Source organism: Butyricimonas synergistica DSM 23225 (assembly GCF_000379665.1).
In the GTDB taxonomy this organism is placed as follows: domain Bacteria; phylum Bacteroidota; class Bacteroidia; order Bacteroidales; family Marinifilaceae; genus Butyricimonas; species Butyricimonas synergistica.
On the sequence record NZ_KB903359.1, the window covers coordinates 1,807,940 to 1,824,672 of the forward strand.

At 47.7% G+C, this 16,733-nt stretch carries 13 protein-coding genes; 5 read left to right on the plus strand and 8 right to left on the minus strand.

Annotated elements, in window-relative coordinates; translation table 11 throughout:
- Nucleotides 1-7: 7 nt before the first annotated feature.
- Nucleotides 8-3,460 (minus strand): SusC/RagA family TonB-linked outer membrane protein, encoded by a 3,453-nt coding sequence (locus tag A3CY_RS0107900; protein WP_169503586.1) that lies wholly within the window; start codon nucleotides 3,458-3,460, stop codon nucleotides 8-10.
- A 94-nt stretch (nucleotides 3,461-3,554) separates the two neighbouring features.
- Entirely contained in the window at nucleotides 3,555-4,697 is a 1,143-nt protein-coding gene (locus A3CY_RS0107905; RefSeq protein WP_018337374.1) for a FecR family protein, read from the minus strand.
- Between the two features lie 103 nt (nucleotides 4,698-4,800).
- Here A3CY_RS0107905 and A3CY_RS0107910 point away from each other — a divergent pair, with 103 nt between their 5' ends.
- Nucleotides 4,801-5,355 (plus strand): RNA polymerase sigma factor, encoded by a 555-nt coding sequence (locus A3CY_RS0107910; protein ID WP_018337375.1) that lies wholly within the window; start codon nucleotides 4,801-4,803, stop codon nucleotides 5,353-5,355.
- Here A3CY_RS0107910 and A3CY_RS0107915 read toward each other — a convergent pair.
- The 5 genes from A3CY_RS0107915 to A3CY_RS0107935 all read right to left on the minus strand — a co-directional run bounded on the left by A3CY_RS0107915 (nucleotide 5,317) and on the right by A3CY_RS0107935 (nucleotide 12,692).
- The gene (locus A3CY_RS0107915; protein WP_026207438.1) at nucleotides 5,317-6,000 is read right to left on the minus strand and encodes an HhH-GPD family protein; all 684 of its coding nucleotides are present in this window, start codon (nucleotides 5,998-6,000) and stop codon (nucleotides 5,317-5,319) included. The two genes, A3CY_RS0107910 and A3CY_RS0107915, sit on opposite strands and share 39 nt — an antisense overlap.
- 22 nt (nucleotides 6,001-6,022) lie before the next feature.
- The gene (locus tag A3CY_RS0107920) at nucleotides 6,023-6,925 is read right to left on the minus strand and encodes a helix-turn-helix domain-containing protein (RefSeq protein WP_026207439.1); all 903 of its coding nucleotides are present in this window, start codon (nucleotides 6,923-6,925) and stop codon (nucleotides 6,023-6,025) included.
- 131 nt (nucleotides 6,926-7,056) lie between these two features.
- Complete coding sequence (locus A3CY_RS0107925) at nucleotides 7,057-8,373, minus strand: efflux transporter outer membrane subunit (protein ID WP_018337378.1); 1,317 nt, start codon at nucleotides 8,371-8,373, stop codon at nucleotides 7,057-7,059.
- The gene (locus A3CY_RS0107930) at nucleotides 8,370-11,573 is read right to left on the minus strand and encodes an efflux RND transporter permease subunit (protein WP_018337379.1); all 3,204 of its coding nucleotides are present in this window, start codon (nucleotides 11,571-11,573) and stop codon (nucleotides 8,370-8,372) included. Before A3CY_RS0107930 ends, A3CY_RS0107925 begins: the two co-directional genes overlap by 4 nt.
- Nucleotides 11,574-11,591: 18 nt before the next feature.
- Nucleotides 11,592-12,692 carry an efflux RND transporter periplasmic adaptor subunit gene (locus A3CY_RS0107935; protein ID WP_018337380.1) on the minus strand — a complete coding sequence of 367 codons (1,101 nt, stop codon included), beginning with the start codon at nucleotides 12,690-12,692 and terminating at the stop codon, nucleotides 11,592-11,594.
- A gap of 148 nt (nucleotides 12,693-12,840) precedes the next feature.
- On the opposite strand from A3CY_RS0107935, the gene A3CY_RS0107940 reads away from it, so the two are divergent.
- From A3CY_RS0107940 to A3CY_RS20555, 4 genes are all read left to right on the plus strand, one after another.
- Complete coding sequence (locus A3CY_RS0107940) at nucleotides 12,841-13,689, plus strand: AraC family transcriptional regulator (protein WP_018337381.1); 849 nt, start codon at nucleotides 12,841-12,843, stop codon at nucleotides 13,687-13,689.
- A gap of 133 nt (nucleotides 13,690-13,822) precedes the next feature.
- Nucleotides 13,823-14,674 (plus strand): aldo/keto reductase, encoded by an 852-nt coding sequence (locus A3CY_RS0107950; protein ID WP_018337383.1) that lies wholly within the window; start codon nucleotides 13,823-13,825, stop codon nucleotides 14,672-14,674.
- A gap of 65 nt (nucleotides 14,675-14,739) precedes the next feature.
- Complete coding sequence (locus A3CY_RS0107955) at nucleotides 14,740-15,270, plus strand: flavodoxin (protein WP_018337384.1); 531 nt, start codon at nucleotides 14,740-14,742, stop codon at nucleotides 15,268-15,270.
- 41 nt (nucleotides 15,271-15,311) lie between these two features.
- Nucleotides 15,312-16,064 (plus strand): hypothetical protein, encoded by a 753-nt coding sequence (locus tag A3CY_RS20555; protein ID WP_018337385.1) that lies wholly within the window; start codon nucleotides 15,312-15,314, stop codon nucleotides 16,062-16,064.
- On the opposite strand, the gene A3CY_RS0107965 is transcribed toward A3CY_RS20555, so the two are convergent.
- Nucleotides 16,065-16,715 (minus strand): hypothetical protein, encoded by a 651-nt coding sequence (locus tag A3CY_RS0107965; RefSeq protein WP_018337386.1) that lies wholly within the window; start codon nucleotides 16,713-16,715, stop codon nucleotides 16,065-16,067.
- Nucleotides 16,716-16,733: the final 18 nt, after the last annotated feature.

The window sequence follows — 16,733 nt, forward strand, 5'->3', positions numbered from 1 at the left end:
ATAAATACTACAACCTAGCCGACAGCGTAAACAGGAAACTTCGATTGAATGGATAAGACGTACCGGACTCACGCTTCATACTTGAAATACGCAACACATTCTGCATCGAGAAACTCACGCTGAAACGATCGCTGTTAATCGCCTCTTTGGAAGCGTCATTCACTTTCTGAACGGCTTTGGTCACAAATCGGTTTAACCAACGCTCCACCAGAATACCCGGGTCTATTGTCAATCCCGTTATCTCGAACGAATTTGCCTTTTGCACGAAACGGGAAGTCACTTTCGTCGATTTTTCCGTCCGCGTGTAACCTTCCAAATCCACCAATCCTTTGTAATCGGCAGGCTTACCCGGTGTTGTCCAACGATCTTTCAGCACCCGTTTATCCATGTTTTGTTGCAAATTAAAATTCTCCACCTTGCTTGCCAACGTACTATTATACAACACACCTCCCGTGCGGAATGTCAACCCGAAATTCAAACGAATCCACTTGTACTGGAAATTATTGTAAATCGTAAAATTCAATTTCGGTTGCATATCCCCCATGTACACCATATCCTCCTGCCTCCAGACATAAGTCTGCCGGCCGTCTTTCGTCAGGAATACCTCATAACCGTTACTCGCGTCAATTCCCAAAGAGCGTACGGCATACAAACCGCTGACACTGGCTCCTTCCACGTATTGGAGCACCGGAGTCGTGGCACCGTTTGTTATCTGCTGGTTCAAGGCTGCCTGATTCTGAGCCTTCAAATTATCCGTGATCTCCAATAACTTATTCTCGTTATGATAAAATGAAGTGGCTACCGACCAGTACAACTCTCTTTTAGGCGCCTGCAACAACACGACCCGAACCCCAAGGTCAAAGCCCACGTTTTGGCTTTTGCCCAAATTATCATGATAAGAATCAAAACCATTGGAAGGAACCGTGGAAGTCGACATGATTAAATCATCCGTCGTTTCCCGGTAATAATTAAAGTTTGCCGTTACTCGTCCCTTGAACAATCCAAAATCCACACCATAATTCCATTTTTGCGTTTGCTGCCACTTCAATGCCGTATTTCCCAACCCCATCAATGTAGCCGGGATAAAATCAAGATACCGTCCGTCCGTTTGATACTTGTACGTTGTGGCTCCCGCGTAAGCCGGGAAATTCACGCTCCCGGTAAATCCCCATGAAACCCGAAACTTCAGCTGGCTGATAACGTTCTGCCCCAGCATAAACTTCTCGTTATGGAAATTCCAACCGATACCGACAGAACCCAAATCCCCGAATCTCTTTTTTCTCCCGAACACGGACGAACCGTCCGCCCGGATAGAACCATCCAGCAAATAACGGTTGCCGTACGCATAACTCAAGTTCCCGTAAAAACCAGCCGTTCGTTTCATACTATAACTCCCGGACGGTTTCGTGTTACTGTATTGCAACCCAAACAACAAATCATCCAAACGGTCATTCGGGAATCCCTTAACCACCAACCCGAAAGAATTCGACTCCTCGTGATTCAACTGCGCACCCGCAGAAATATAAATCGTATGGTTCCCAAAGTTCCGTCCGTAATTCAACGTGGAGGTCAACTGCCACTTTTTCGTCTTTCCGTTATTCTTGGTGTACGACCCCCTTTCGGAAAAAGCCGACGTGAAAAATTCGGACGCCGTCCCCGGCACGAAATTATCCCGTTCCGTCGTCCCGTGCGTGTAAGTAAACGTTGTATTCAACTTCAGCCCTTTCACGAAAGTCACTTCCGACCAAAGCTCGTTAGCAATGGAAAGACTGGAATTTGTATTTACCATATTCAAATGGGCATTCCAAAGCGGATTCTTCTCGGAAGGAGTATGGGACGAGGATATCAAACCATTGCTCCCTTCCGTGGGATAAATATCCACGTATTTCGTAACATTACCATTTTCATCTTTCGGCAACCAGTAAGGATTCATCCGGGCATACTGCCCGAAATCCCCGTAAGGTGATTCCGACCCCTTGGAAGAATTAATCTTCACGGCATATTGGAAACTCAACTTCTTGTTCAACGTCGTGTATTTTACTCGTACGTCACCACCGAGCACATCCCGGTAAGAACCTTTCATAATACCGCCGTTATTGGAATAATTCACCGTCCCCTGTAACAACACTTTTTTGGTACCGTAAGAAACCCGTGCCGTATGGGAATGAGTGAATTCCGTACGCAAAGGTTGAGACAACCAATACGTATTAATTCCCCGGGCTACATTATGCTTCACCAAATTGTGCAAATCGTCCAACCGTTTTTGTTCCGTGAAATCACGGCTACGGTAATACCCCCCTAACTCCTCGACCTCCAGTTTCTGACGGGCATTCATCAAATTAAAACTGGACAAATCCGGTATATTCACCCCGTAAGTGCCCGTGTAAAAAACCTGGGTAGCCCCCTCTTCTGGCTGGATCGTTTCCACAACCAAAACCCCATTCGCAGACTTGGAACCGTAAATAGCCGTTGCGGCGGCATCCTTCAACAAGGTGACAGACTTCACGATATTGGGGCTCATGTCAAACAATGTCTGCAAATCGGACTCGAAACCGTCGATAATAATCAACGGCGGGTTGCTGATATACCCGTACTCGCTCTCCATATCCGTCTGCATAATACTGTTCGTTCCCCGCAACTGCACCTTCGGCAACACGTTGGGGTTCGAACCGTTCACCACGTCGTCCGGCATCTGGAATGAAGCGTCCAACACTTTCAAGGCACTCAAGATACTTGTTTTACTGATCGCTCGAATATCCTCGCCCGTGTACTGGGTTGCGGCTCCCGTAAAATTCTCTTTCGGACGGGTAAAAATACCATTATTAATCACCGTCACCTCCTCGATGGCATAAGCCAAAGAATCCAAGATCACCGTGCCCATATCCGATTTTGCCGTCAATGTCTTTTTCTCGTAACCGATAAAGCTAAATTCTATTTTACTCCCCTCGAACACATCCTTCAACACAAAATGCCCGCTGGTATCCGATGTCGTGCCCCGGTATTCGCCAAGCACCTGTACTGTCACCCCGGGGATCGACACGTTCTTGGCATCCACGACCCGACCGCGTACTCTTTGAATCACCTTTCTAGCTACCGGGGTTTCTTTCGCCTTGCTCACCACGATAGCACCACTCTGAAACTTCCACTGCAATTTCGTTCCTTTCAACAACTCGTCCATCACCTCGCTAATCGAAGCATCCTTGAACTCGTAATCCTTCCGGGGAGAATTAGGCAAATCCTCCTTCAGATAAGTAAACCGATAGCGAGTCGTCTCCTGCAAGCGCTTGAACACCTGTTCTACTAACACCTGCTTCATGCTCAGCGTGACACGCTGTTCCGTTTGGGCGGAAAGCATTCCCGAAGACCCGAAACTACTCGCGAAAACGTAAAAGACCAGAAAAAGGCTCTTCCAAACCATCTTTTTTCGTCCTTTCCCTCTCGTAAAATGATTTTTTTTCATACCTTTGTTTTTAAGGTTATTAAATAACGATACACAAATAATCTTGAACATAAGGAAGAGTGTGCAAGACTCTTCCTTGTTTTTGATTATATCTTTAGAAACGGATATATATTTTCTTTCCTTCTATTCTATATTTAAAATCAATTAAACTTTGCAACACTCCTAATAACTCTTCCACCCTCTCGTCACGCATGGCGTGGAAAGTCACACTACCACCAGGCATGCCAACCTTATTCTCGATAACAAATTCTACATCATACCATTGTGCCATAGCGGAAAAAATAACCTCTATCGGCTCTCCTTCAAAGGCAAACATTCCTTCCCGCCAAGCGACACAGGTCGACGGGTCTTCAAGTTCCACCACTTTCATATCTCCCGTTCCCCGGTCAAACACAGCTTGCTCACGAGGAGATAATATCCTGTATACCGAATCATTCCCCACGTGCACGACGCCTTTCAGCAAGGTCACCTTCAAAAATTGCTCATCGGCATAATCCCGTACATTCAATTCCGTTCCCGTCACCCATATCTGCAAACTCCCGTTCGTATGCACTTCAAAAGGTCGGGTAGGATTCGTCTTCACTTTAAAAAAAGCCTCCCCGCATAATCTAACCTCCCGTTTATCTTCCGCGAAACGATCCGGGTACATCAATACCGTTTCCGAATTCAACCATACCTCGGTACTATCATTCAGCCGTAACCAGTACTCGCTTCCCCTCGGAACCTCTACACGAATCATCTGCACCTTTTCTTTTGCAACCACGTTCTCGGCAACCTTTTCCTTCACGTGTTCTTTCCACTCCGTACCCGTGTTATTCTCTTTCAACACCACCTTGCGCCCGTCATCCACGGATAGAAATGCATAATATTTGCCTTGGACTTCGGGCAAAGGCACCCCTTCCCTTTTTTCCGTCCGAAGCGAAAAGATGACGACCGTACTTAAAACTGCCACCAACAATACTGCCGCCACCGAAGAAATCCTCATGTACAACCTACGACGTACCTTTCGATGAATCTTTTCATGGATTGCCTTTATCGTCTTCTCGTAGTTCAGATGACCGAAATTCTTTTTGCGCTCCGCTAAACTTCTCCCGGAAACAAACGCCTCATACATTTCCCGATTCTCCGGCGAAGCATCAAGCCAACGCTGCAAGCGTTCCTCTTCCCCCGGGGAAATATCCCCTACCACCTTCTTCACCATAATCTCGGCTATATCTATTCCATCCAAATAGTCCATATCTTATTTTTTTATCACTAGAACACCACCACGACAAAAAAGTATACATCGAATAAAAAAAAATTATACATTTGTATTGTGATATTTACAATCCCCTCGTGCTATGGAGTTGGATACCCTCTTACAAGAAATACAAAAGGATAACCGAGAAGCCTTTAACGAGCTCGTTTTGCGATACAACGAATCGTTGAATGCTTTCGCTTTCAATATCCTAAAAGACAAAGAGGCGGCAGAAGACATCGTACAAGATGTATTTGTCAATCTATGGCTGAACCGGAAAAAGATCACCTTCGGGGAGTCCATGAAAAGCCTGCTCTACGTATCCACCCGAAACCTGGTATACAACTATATCCGTTCCGCGAAAAGAGAAAACGAACGCTATAAACACCTTGCGGCAGAAAACGAAACCTCCACTTTAAATTATATCATACAGGAAGAAGCTCTACGTCTTCTGAACGAATCAATCGAACAACTTCCGCCCCGTATGGCAGAGGTCATCCGCCTCAGCTTGGAAGGACTGAAACAAGAGGAAATCGCCGAACAAATGGAGGTTACCGTCGCCAACGTGAAAAGATTGAAAGCACTCGGTATCGAAAAATTAAAAAAATCACTCGGGGCACTATCCTACTTCGTGTTTACCACTACCGGGCTGATCTGACTTCTCCCGGTTCTGCGCGTAATACTTGCAAAACTTGTTCAACACGCACTCCCCGCACAACGGGTTTCTTTTCCGGCACACCATAGCGGCATAGTCCAAGATTGCCCAATTCAATTCCTTGCAACGCCGCACCTCGATAATATCATTTGCCAATTCCTGTACTTCCTTGTCAAAACGCACATCGATAAAATCGCCCAGTTCAAAATAGCGTTTCAGCAAACGGGACATATTCACGTCCAGCAACGGCTTACGGTTCTTCAAAATAAATAGTTCAAAAGCATTCGTCACGTACAACCCGATAAAACCGGAATCACGCAACTCGTTGGAATCACCCGGCAACTGCCCTCCCCGACGACGCAAGTCTTCCCCCAGCTTATACAGCCGTCGGGCCCGATGCCGGTACAACCCCAAGGGTTTCATCGCCTCCTCCAACTCCTCCAGCGAAGCGTTGCAAAGCGCATCCCAGTCCGGGAACCTCGAGAAAAAAGTATCGAAATACTTCGCCACTGTTTCCGCTTTCGTCCTCTGCAACAGAATCTCGGACACGATCTGCTGGTACTTCGTCGCCCGATCCTCCCGCCACGGGAACACCCGCTGGTTCTCATCGAACCATCGCAACAAACTGTGCTGCAGATATTGAACCATTACTTCCCGCATACAATGGATATCATCCGGCCAGCGCCGCCCTATACTCGTTAGGAGAACAACCGACCACTTTCTTGAACAAGCGGCTCAAATGATGGGGATACTTGAATCCCATCTCGTAAGCAACTTCGCTGACAGACTTATCCAGATCGGCAAAACGCTCTTTGACTTGATTGATTACCGTCAATTGAATACACTCCTGAGCCGATTTCCCGGTTTCCTTCTTTATCAAATCACCGAAATAATTAGCAGAAAAGTGCAGTTTATCCGCACAATAGGCGACGGAAGGCAACCCGTAGATTTCGGGGGCTTCCGAATCAAAATAATTGACCAATAAATCTTCAAACCGGGTAAGAATATCCTTATTGACATCCTTGCGCGTAATAAACTGGCGGTCATAAAAACGGACGCAATGATTCAGGAAAACCTCGATATTAGCGGTTATAATGGAACGGCTATGCTTGTCTATCGCATGCTCCAATTCCTCCCGAATACCAAGAAAACAATTAATAACGATCTCCCGTTCCCGGTCCGACATGTGGAGAGCCTCGTTCGCCTCGTAAGAAAAAAACGTGTACTCCTTCATCTTCTTTCCCAGCAGCGTGCCATGCAGCAAATCGGGATGAAAAAGCAAAGCCCACCCTTTCCCCTGAACCCGGGTCCCGTCATCATCAACCCCGACGACTTGCCCGGGAGCAATAAACACCAGCGTACCTTCCTGATAATCGTAAACCCCGCGCCCGTAGCGCAAATCCCCACAATTGATATCCTTCAGGAAAATGGTATAAAAACCGAAATTGATGCGACTATGCCTTATCGGCGGTATTTTTGAAAAATCGAGAACACTCACGAGCGGATTCAATGTTTCCACCTCCAGGAATTCATGATAATCATGAATCGTATTCATTTTTAATATCTCACCCATAACGTTCGGAACTTTTGTTTGATACAAAAATAACAATTCTAATTTAAAAACGCCACTATTTTGAATCCGCATTTGTTAACATAGAAGTGGAGATTCCGTTTCTCGAAACAAAAGGCAAGCAAACGCCAGACTTATTGACCTCCACCCAACGCGTGATACAGGCTTATGATGCCCTGTATCTCATCGAATTTGTCCTGTGCCAATGATTTCTGGACATCCAATAGGGACTGTTGCGCGGTAAGCACCTCCAGGTAGTTCACCGAGGAATGACGCATCAACAGCTCCGTCTTTCGGACTGCCTCCTGTAAAGAGACGACACTCTTAGAATTTATCGCCAGCCTCTCCCGTGCAGTCTGCAAAGATACCAGCACGTTATTTACCTCACTGCCAGCCTCAAGCAATTTCTGTTGAAATGCCAACGCTGCTATCTCCTGTTCCGCCTTGGCTATTTTCAGGTTAGCGATGTTCGTTCCGCGATTGAACAACGGTTGCGTCAGCGAACCGATGGCATTAAGCAGCCATTGTCCGGGATTGAGCACAACGCCACCTCCGTTGTTCGTCCATCCCGCACTCCCCGATAGATTAATAGAGGGATAGAAAGCTGCCCTTGCCACATTTGTGGCATAAAAAGCCTTTGCCAACGACATTTCAGCCTCCCGGACATCGGGACGATTTGCCAATAGCTGAACGGGGATCCCCATTGACATGGAATCGGGAAAAATCTGATCGGCAAATTTTCCCCGCTCTATGCCTTCAGGAGTTTGCGCCAACAACAGGCACATCGCATTTTCAGTCTCTTTCAAACTCTTACGCATGGACAACAAGGAGGCTTCGAGTGCCGCCCTGTTCGCTTCGGCTTGAAGAACTGCCGCGTCATTGGCACTTCCCGCCCGCATCAATGCCCGCAACGTCGAAACCGTCCGCTGCCAGTTCCGCGATATCTGTTCTGCAATCGCTATCTGCTCATCCAACATCAGCAACGTGTAATAAGTTGAAGCGACCGATGCCACGAGCGAGGTCTGCACCGCCTGCCGATAGGCATAAGACTTCTCCAATGAAGCACGGGCTTCACGCTTGGCGGCTGTAACTTTGCCGAATATATCCATTTCCCAACTCGCGGCACCGCTTATATTGTACGTTTTAGCCGTCGAACCGTCCCAACTGTTCAGTCCGCCTTCCGCACCGAGATTCACGGACGGCAGATAAGCCAGACGGGCAGCAAGCAATGCAACTTCGGCTTGCTCTGCACGTAAGCGTGCTGTCCTTAAATTCGTATTACGCGTCAACGCCGTATCTATCAACTGTTGCAAGTATGCATCTTGAAACAACTCCTTCCACGAAAATGTCGCTATATTACTATCGACTTCTACCGTTTGCGAAAATTTCTTGTAAACACTACAACCTGACAACACGGTCAATATCAATATACTTATAATTATTTGTTTCATTGTTCCTCCTTTTGATCCATTTCTTTCAAATGCTTCAACAAAGCCACTTTTTCCTTCTCTCCCGTTATAACCGGGTCTGCTTGTTTGAACTCTATCGGCTTAACGCGTTCCTCCATGGATTGGAAAAACATCCACAGGGCGGGCACGATAAACAATAGCACCAACGTTCCCACCAACATACCCCCCACGGCACCGGTACCGAGCGTGGAATTACCATTGGCACCCACACCCGAAGCGAACATCAACGGAAGCATACCGAATATCATCGTCAACGCGGTCATCAGAATAGGACGCAGACGATTCTTCGCCGCTCCCACGGCAGCCTGCTTCAAAGACATTCCGCCGCGTCGGCGTTCACCCGCGTAATCTGTAATGAGGATGGCAGTCTTTGCCAACAAACCGATAAGCATGATCAGTCCCGTCTGTAAATAGATGTTATTCTCCAGCCCGAACAACTTGGCAAACAAAAAACTTCCCATCAAACCACAAGGTACGGAGAGAATAACCGTAAGAGGGAGTATCAAACTCTCGTACATACCGCTCAGGATGAGATAAACGAGCACGATACAAACGGCAAAGATAATGATCACATTGTTGCCCGTGGTCGCTTGTTCCCGTGAAATACCTCCAAGTTCGTAGCCGTAATCTTTGGGCAACACTTCATCGGCAGCCTCCCTTATGGCTTTGAGTGCATCGCCCGAACTATACCCGGCAGCAGCGTTACCGTTAATTGCTATGGAGTTATAGAGGTTAAAGCGAGAGAGGGATTGAGGACCGTAAGTCTTGGTGAGTTTCACGAATTGCGATAACGGAGCCATCTCACCACCCACACGCACGTAGAAATGATTAAGCGACTCTTGCGTGACACGCTTTGCCGGATCGGCCTGAATCATCACACGGTACAGTTTGGAGAAACGGTTGAAATTCGAGGCATAACTACCACCGTAATATCCTGACAGTGCGTCCAAGACCTCCGCTGTCGTGATTCCTGCGCGTTCGCACTGCGCGGCGTCAATATCCACCCAGTATTGCGGGTAATTATTTGCAAACGACGAGTACGCCGCCTCTATTTCAGGACGCCCGTTCAAAGCCTCCACGAATCGGTCGCATACATTCTTGAACTCGGACAAATCGCCACCAACCTTATCCTGCAAATAGAGTTCGAAACCTCCTCCCATGCCGTAACCCGGAATCATCGGAGGCGCCATCACGAACATGTTGGCGTCCGGTACATCGGCAGCAATACCGTAAAGCCTTTCCGACAGTTCCATTGCCGATTGTCCCACGCCTTTACGCTCGTCCCAATCGGTCAGTTTGATAAAGTACATACCCATCGACGGACCAGCACCGTTAAATGAATACCCCGATATTCCGCTCGAATACTCGATTTCAGGAAACTCCGCCAGCTTCTCGTCAATCCTTTGCATGATACGGTTGGTCTCTTTCAGAGAACTTCCCGGCTTCGTGTCGAGGCTAATCATCAGAGTGGCAACATCCTCGTCCGGGACAAGCCCCGTGGGGGTGGAGTTCATCAAGAACACCAACGCCGCCAGACCCGCCGCAAGCGTTACCCACACGGCCCACCCGCGACGAACAAAAAAGAGAACACCGTTTTTATAGTAATGAAGCAAGGTATTAAAAGCAAGGTTATATACCCCGCGGAAACGGGCTGCAAAATTGTCCCTGGCTTCACCGTTCTCATCCACGTAAGGATTCAGCATCAACGCGCACAAAGCCGGAGACAAAGTAAGAGCGTTGATGACCGACAATCCGACCGCAACGGCCATGGTAATACCAAACTGCGTGTAAAACGTACCCGAAGTTCCGCCCATGAATGACGTAGGGATAAATACCGCCATAAAAATCATGGTAGAGACAATGATGGCCGACGATATTCCGCCCATCGCATCGGTCGTCGCCCGATAAGCCGACCGGTACCCCGCATCGAAACGGCTTTGTACCGCTTCCACCACGATAATGGCATTGTCCACCACCGTTCCGATGGCAAGTACAAGCGCGAAAAGCGTAAGCAAATTGATGGAGAAACCTGCCACTGCCATAAAAGCAAATGTCGCGATAATCGAAACGAATATGGATATGGCGGGAATCAAGGTAGAGCGTATATCCTGCAAAAACAGATACACGACGAGCACGACCAACACGATAGCCAATAACAACGTCACAATCACCTCTTTAATAGAGGCATAAAGAAAACGATTGGTATCACTTAAAGACACAAATTCAAGCCCCTCGGGAAGATCCTTGCCCATATCTTCGAGAACCGCATCGATTTCATTGATGACTGCCGAAGCATTGGAACCTGCAGTCTGATAGGTCAGGGCTAAAGCGCAAGGCTTACCGTTAATGGTTGAATGGAAATTATAGGCTTCGCTGCCCAGTTCGACATCCGCCACTTCTTTCAAGCGGAGTACGTCGCCGTCAGGCAGTGAACGAACGACGAGGTTTTCAAACTCTTCGGGTGTCGACAGCCTGCCCCTGTACTTCATCGTGTATTGAAACACGTTATCGTTATTCTCCCCGAAAGAACCGGTTGCCGCCTCTATATTCTGCGTGGCAAGAACCGCGGATATGTCCGACGGCACCAGTTTATACTGAGCCATCTTATCGGGTTTCAGCCATACACGCATACTGTAATTGGCCCCGAACAACATGAACTTACCCACCCCGCTGATACGCTTGACGCGAGGCTCTACGTTGATCTTCATGTAATTGTCGAGGAATTTGTTATCATAGCGACCTTCAGGGTCATATATGCCGAAAGTTTTCAGCTCAGCATTCTGCTGTTTTTCGGTAGTTACACCCACTTGCACCACCTCGGAAGGCAACAAACCTTGGGCGGTAGCCACCCGGTTCTGCACGTTGACAGCCGCCATATCGGGATTCGTCCCTTGCTTGAAATAAACAAGCAGTTCGACATCACCGCTGTTGGACGCAGTCGATGTGATATAAGTCATGCCTTCCACGCCATTGATAGCTTCTTCCAAGGGTATGACAACCGCTTTTTGCACGGTTTCCGCGTTGGCACCGGGATAATTGGTGTAAACAGCCACGGTCGGAGGCGCGATATCCGGATATTGCTCGATAGGCAACGAGAACAAAGCCAACACTCCCATCAATACCATTCCCACGGAAATCACGGCAGAGAGAATGGGACGGTCTATAAAATATTTCAGATTCATAACTTGTTCCTTTATACTTTAATCATTTTTTATGGATACGGGGGCACCGTCTTTCAACATAGCCACACCTTCACGAACCAAAACATCTCCCTCTTGTAAACCGCCGCGGACAAGGTATGTTTTACCGTTATTAAGTTTATCCACGCTGATCTCGGTGGACTTTGCCATACCGTCAACGACCTTATATACATATATCTTGTCCTGAATCTCGTAAGTTGTTCCTTGAGGGATGACTATCACGCCCCGTTCTTCATGGGGCAGAATCACGCTTCCCACTCCACCGCTGAACAACAGGCGTTTTTCATTCGGGAACACGCAGCGGACAGACGCCGTACCCGTCTGGGAATTGATGATCCCACTAATCGTTTCAATCCGACCTTTGCTTTCGTAAATGGACCCGTCGTTGAGTCGCAGCTCTACATCCGGCATTTTGCGGATCATTTCATCAGGCGATCCGTATTGACGGATAAGGTTGCGGATCTGATTCTCGCTCATGGAAAAATAGACATACATCTGTCTCGTGTCCGACACCGTTGTCAGCGGTTTGGATATGGACGGGCCAACCAATGCACCTGCCCGGAAAGGAAGTGTTCCAACCACCCCATCGACGGGGGAATGCACCTCGGTATATGACAGATCGTTTTTCGCGTTGGTTTCCCGCGCTCGAGCTTGTTCCAGGTTCGCTTCGGCAATGGTCAAAGCATTCTTTGCCATGGAAAGGTCGTACTCGGAGATGACCTTCTCGTCGAATAGAATCCGCTTGCTGTCATACTCAAGCTTCGCGGTCTCTACCTGAGCCTCGGCAACGTGGACACTGGCCGTCGCTGTCCTTAACGCCGCCCGATAGGACACTTGATCGATAACGAAGAGAGACTGCCCCCTCTTCACTTTTTCACCCTCTTTTACCATCAAACTCGAAATCGTTCCCGACACCTGCGGATAAATCTCCACGTCCTGACAGCCCTCGATCGTGGCCGAGTAGGACTCTACAATATCGACCGACGTGGTCGTAACCTTAAATACCGGATAAACCCGCTCTCTCCCCGGGGCGGGACGCTCGTTTCCGCACGCCGTCAGGAGTGCCAGGCAAGCCGATAAAACAACTGTTCTGAATCGCATATATCTAACTTTAATTTGTAATCGAAATCACGGTCGCGAAATTACCGTGTTCCTCCATGCAACAATATACTTTTATCCCGACAAGTCGGGTACTTTTTCGGACAACAAGAGATTCGTTTGAAAAGAAAGTAATAATTTTGCAGAAGATATGAATAAAGCTAAATACAAACTATGGGAAATAACCCGATACGGCATATCGGGAGAAACGGACCTGAAAGAAGGAATAGGTAAAATTGTCGACATCAACGGCTGCACGCTGCTCCGGTGCACCCAAGGACATGGAGTGGTCAGCATCGACTTCCGCGAGATGAAAGTATCCGCCGGCTGCCTGGTCGTTCTCACGGGGGATTTACCATTCATCCCCATCGAACTGTCAAGAGATTTCCACGCGTATTACATTTCCGTTCCCAAGGCACTTGCCGACGAAACGTTTTACAAAGTGGCCTCCTCTTTCTGGGACCTGCTCTACAAGCATCCCGTGCTTCCCACGACCCCCGAACAGGACCGACTACTAAAACATTGGTTCATACAAACCGATTGGATTATCAACCATTGCGATACAGAACAAGCGAAAGATGTCGTGAGAAACAACTTTTACAACCTGTTCGTCGCCATCGACAATGAAATGAGAAGAACGGGAATCGAGGAAGTCAGCAATTTCTCGAAGAACAGAAGCTGGAAACTGTACAATGATTTCTACACCCTGCTGAGCAGGCACCACACGAAACACCACGACGTGAAATACTATGCCGACAAACTGCACATAACACCGGATTACCTGTATAAATTATTCCACCGGATTGAAAATATCTCTCCCAAAGAGATGATCGACCGGTTTGTTATAGTTTCCATAAAAATTCTTCTCCAAAATACAGACCTATCCATCAAGAATATCGCGGCAGAGTTGCATTTTGATGACCCGCCCTACATGTGCCGTTTTTTTCGAAGAATGACAGGGATGTCCCCGTTGGAATACAGAGATAGCGTGAAAAAATAATTAAGTTATTCGAACCAATATCCCGGAATAGATAAATCAGTAATATTGGTAAGCATATCCGTAATTCGTATTCCACGCTTCCCGCTTTCTGTCCGTAATTTTGTAATACAAAAACAAATAAAACAACACGGACATGGAAAAAGCAGTATTAAATAATGGTATAGAGATGCCGATTCTGGGATTCGGCGTTTACCAGATCAGCGACGTGAATGAATGCGAGCGCAGTGTTTTTGATGCCATACAGGCGGGCTACCGCCTGATCGACACGGCAGCAGCCTACGTGAATGAAGAAGCCGTCGGCAAGGCGGTCAAACGTAGCGGGGTACCCCGCGAGGAGCTCTTTATCACGACAAAACTATGGGTACAGGACGCGAGTTACGAGGGTGCAAAGGCTGCTTTCCAAAAATCCCTCGACCGCCTGGGAATGGATTATCTCGACTTGTACCTAATCCACCAGCCTTTTGGCGATTACTACGGGGCATGGCGTGCCATGGAAGAATTGTACGCGGCAGGAAAAATTAAGGCTATCGGGGTCTGCAATTTCTATCCGGACCGCCTGGTAGACTTGATTCTTCACAACAAAATTGTCCCCGCCGTCAACCAAATAGAAACTCACGTATTCTTCCAGCGCACGAAAGACCAAGTATTGATGGATGAGTACGGGGTACGCATCGAGTCATGGGGACCCTTCGCGGAAGGACGCAACGATATGTTCCGGAATCCCACGCTTGTTTCCATCGCCGCAAAACACAACAAGTCCGTGGCGCAAGTCATACTTCGCTGGCTGACACAAAGGGGCGTTGTCGCCATCCCGAAATCCGTGCACAAAGAAAGAATCATCGAGAATTTCCGGATTTTTGATTTCCAACTGGACGCGGCTGATGTAGAGGCAATAGCATCACTTGATATGAATAAAAGTCTATTCCTCGACCATTATGACCCGGAAATTGCCAAATGGCTGGGAACGACGAAATTCGAGATTTAAAAACAAAGTAACAAACATAATACCCTATTAAAATGACAACAAAGTATTTTTTTATAATCGCGACAATGATGATGACACTCAACATGAACGTAGAAGCACAGAAAACCACTAGCGGCAAAAAAGTTTTGGTCGCTTATTTTTCCCGGAGCGGGAACACAAAAGCCGTGGCAAACCACATCAAAGAATTGACAGGCGGTGATTTGTTTGAAATCGAGGTCGCCAAACCTTACCCGTCAGACTACCATACCTGCACGGAAGTCGCCAAGAAAGAAAAAGAAACAAACGCCCGACCGGAGTTAAAAACGAAGGTTAAAAACATGGAAGAATACGATATAATATTCGTGGGATTCCCGAACTGGTGGGGGACAATGCCGATGCCGATCCTGACATTCCTCGAAAGTTATAAACTGGAAGGCAAAATCGTCATTCCTTTCTGCACTCACGGCGGAGGAGGCGAGCAGAATTGCTTCAAAGATTTCGTGAAAAACACAAGCAAAGCTACAAACAAGAAAGGATTTCTTACTGGCGGCGGAATGGCAAGTTCAGCCCGTCCTCAAGTAGAGAAGTGGTTACGGGAAATCGACATCATTAAATAAGAGGAATCATACCCGTGTGCCGGAAGGAAGTTATGAGCACCATGACAGAACGTACGCTAAAAATAGAAACGCTGAATCAATACAACAAGCTGATCGGGCAAAAAACATTACACCCGCTAATAAGTGTAATTGATCCGTCCGGGACGCAACAATTCAAACGCCTCCCCGTCAGCGGCAATTTTTATGCGCTGTTTTTCAAACAAGTGGAATGCGGGGATTTCAGATACGGTCGGCGCAGCCATGACTTCCAATCCGGGACGCTGGTATTCAAAGCACCCGGAACACTTGTCGACATAGATGCCCTCCCGGGACACCCCGGTATCCTGTTTCACCCGGACTTATTGAATAACACGCTACTCGCCTATAAAAAAGCAGAATATACCTTTTTCTCGTACCGGGAAAATGAATCCCTCCACCTGTCCGAACAAGAAAAACAGACCGTACTGGAATGCCTGGGAAACATCCGACAAGAGTTACAACGGGATATCGACAAGTTCAGCCTAAGGTTAACGACCATATATCTTGAATTGCTCCTGGATTATTGCCTGCGTTTTTACGAACGCCAATTCATTACCCGCGCTAACCTCAACACGGACACGCTAGAATTACTCGACCAATTCCTGGAAGAATATTTCCAATCAGGACAAGAACTCAAAACAGAATCGCGATCCATCAAGTACATTCATGAAAAAATGCCTCAATCACCCGCTTATCTAAACGACTTGACCCGGATCGAATCCGGGAAAACACTTCGTGAATATGTCTGCTTCAAAAGGAGCAATATCGCCAAATAGTCATAACACGAAATGCACGCTCCTCGAGTAAGCGGAATCGTCCGCGGCACCGAAGAAACAATACGCGTGCAGGAACTCCTTCTCTCTCGCGAACGGCAACGAGAACGTGCCCGAGCCTTCGCTTCGCTTTCCCGTCACGTCCTTCGCCCACTTGAACCCGAAGGTCAATGGCTCTCCATCTTTCTCCTCCCACAAAACGAGCACCATCAGGCGGTCATTCCCCCCTCGGGTGCGGCATCCCCCTTCCGCCACCCACGTCACGCGGAACTGCCCATCACCCATCGCCTCCACCGCCATGCCATCAGGATTCAACAATTCCCCCTCCGTCAACACGAATTGCCCGTAATCGCGCATCATCCCGTCATCATTCAAAATCCCCCTGTTCACGCTCGTGAAATAATTGTTCGCCATCTTCCCGTACTTCGCCCCCGCCAATTTCCACACGGGTATTCCCAGTGTCCTTTTCACGTAAGGGTACAACCCGTTCATCAGCGAAAAAACGTTCATGGACTTTTCCTGTTTATCACTGCTTTTTTTCCGTTTTCCCGGCGACCTTCTCAGTATTATTTTCCCCATTCTATTATAAGCGAACACGCCGCGTCCCAACCTTCCGCTCATTCTTCCAAACAAACCATCTTTGACAACTGCCATATGATAATCTTTATTTAC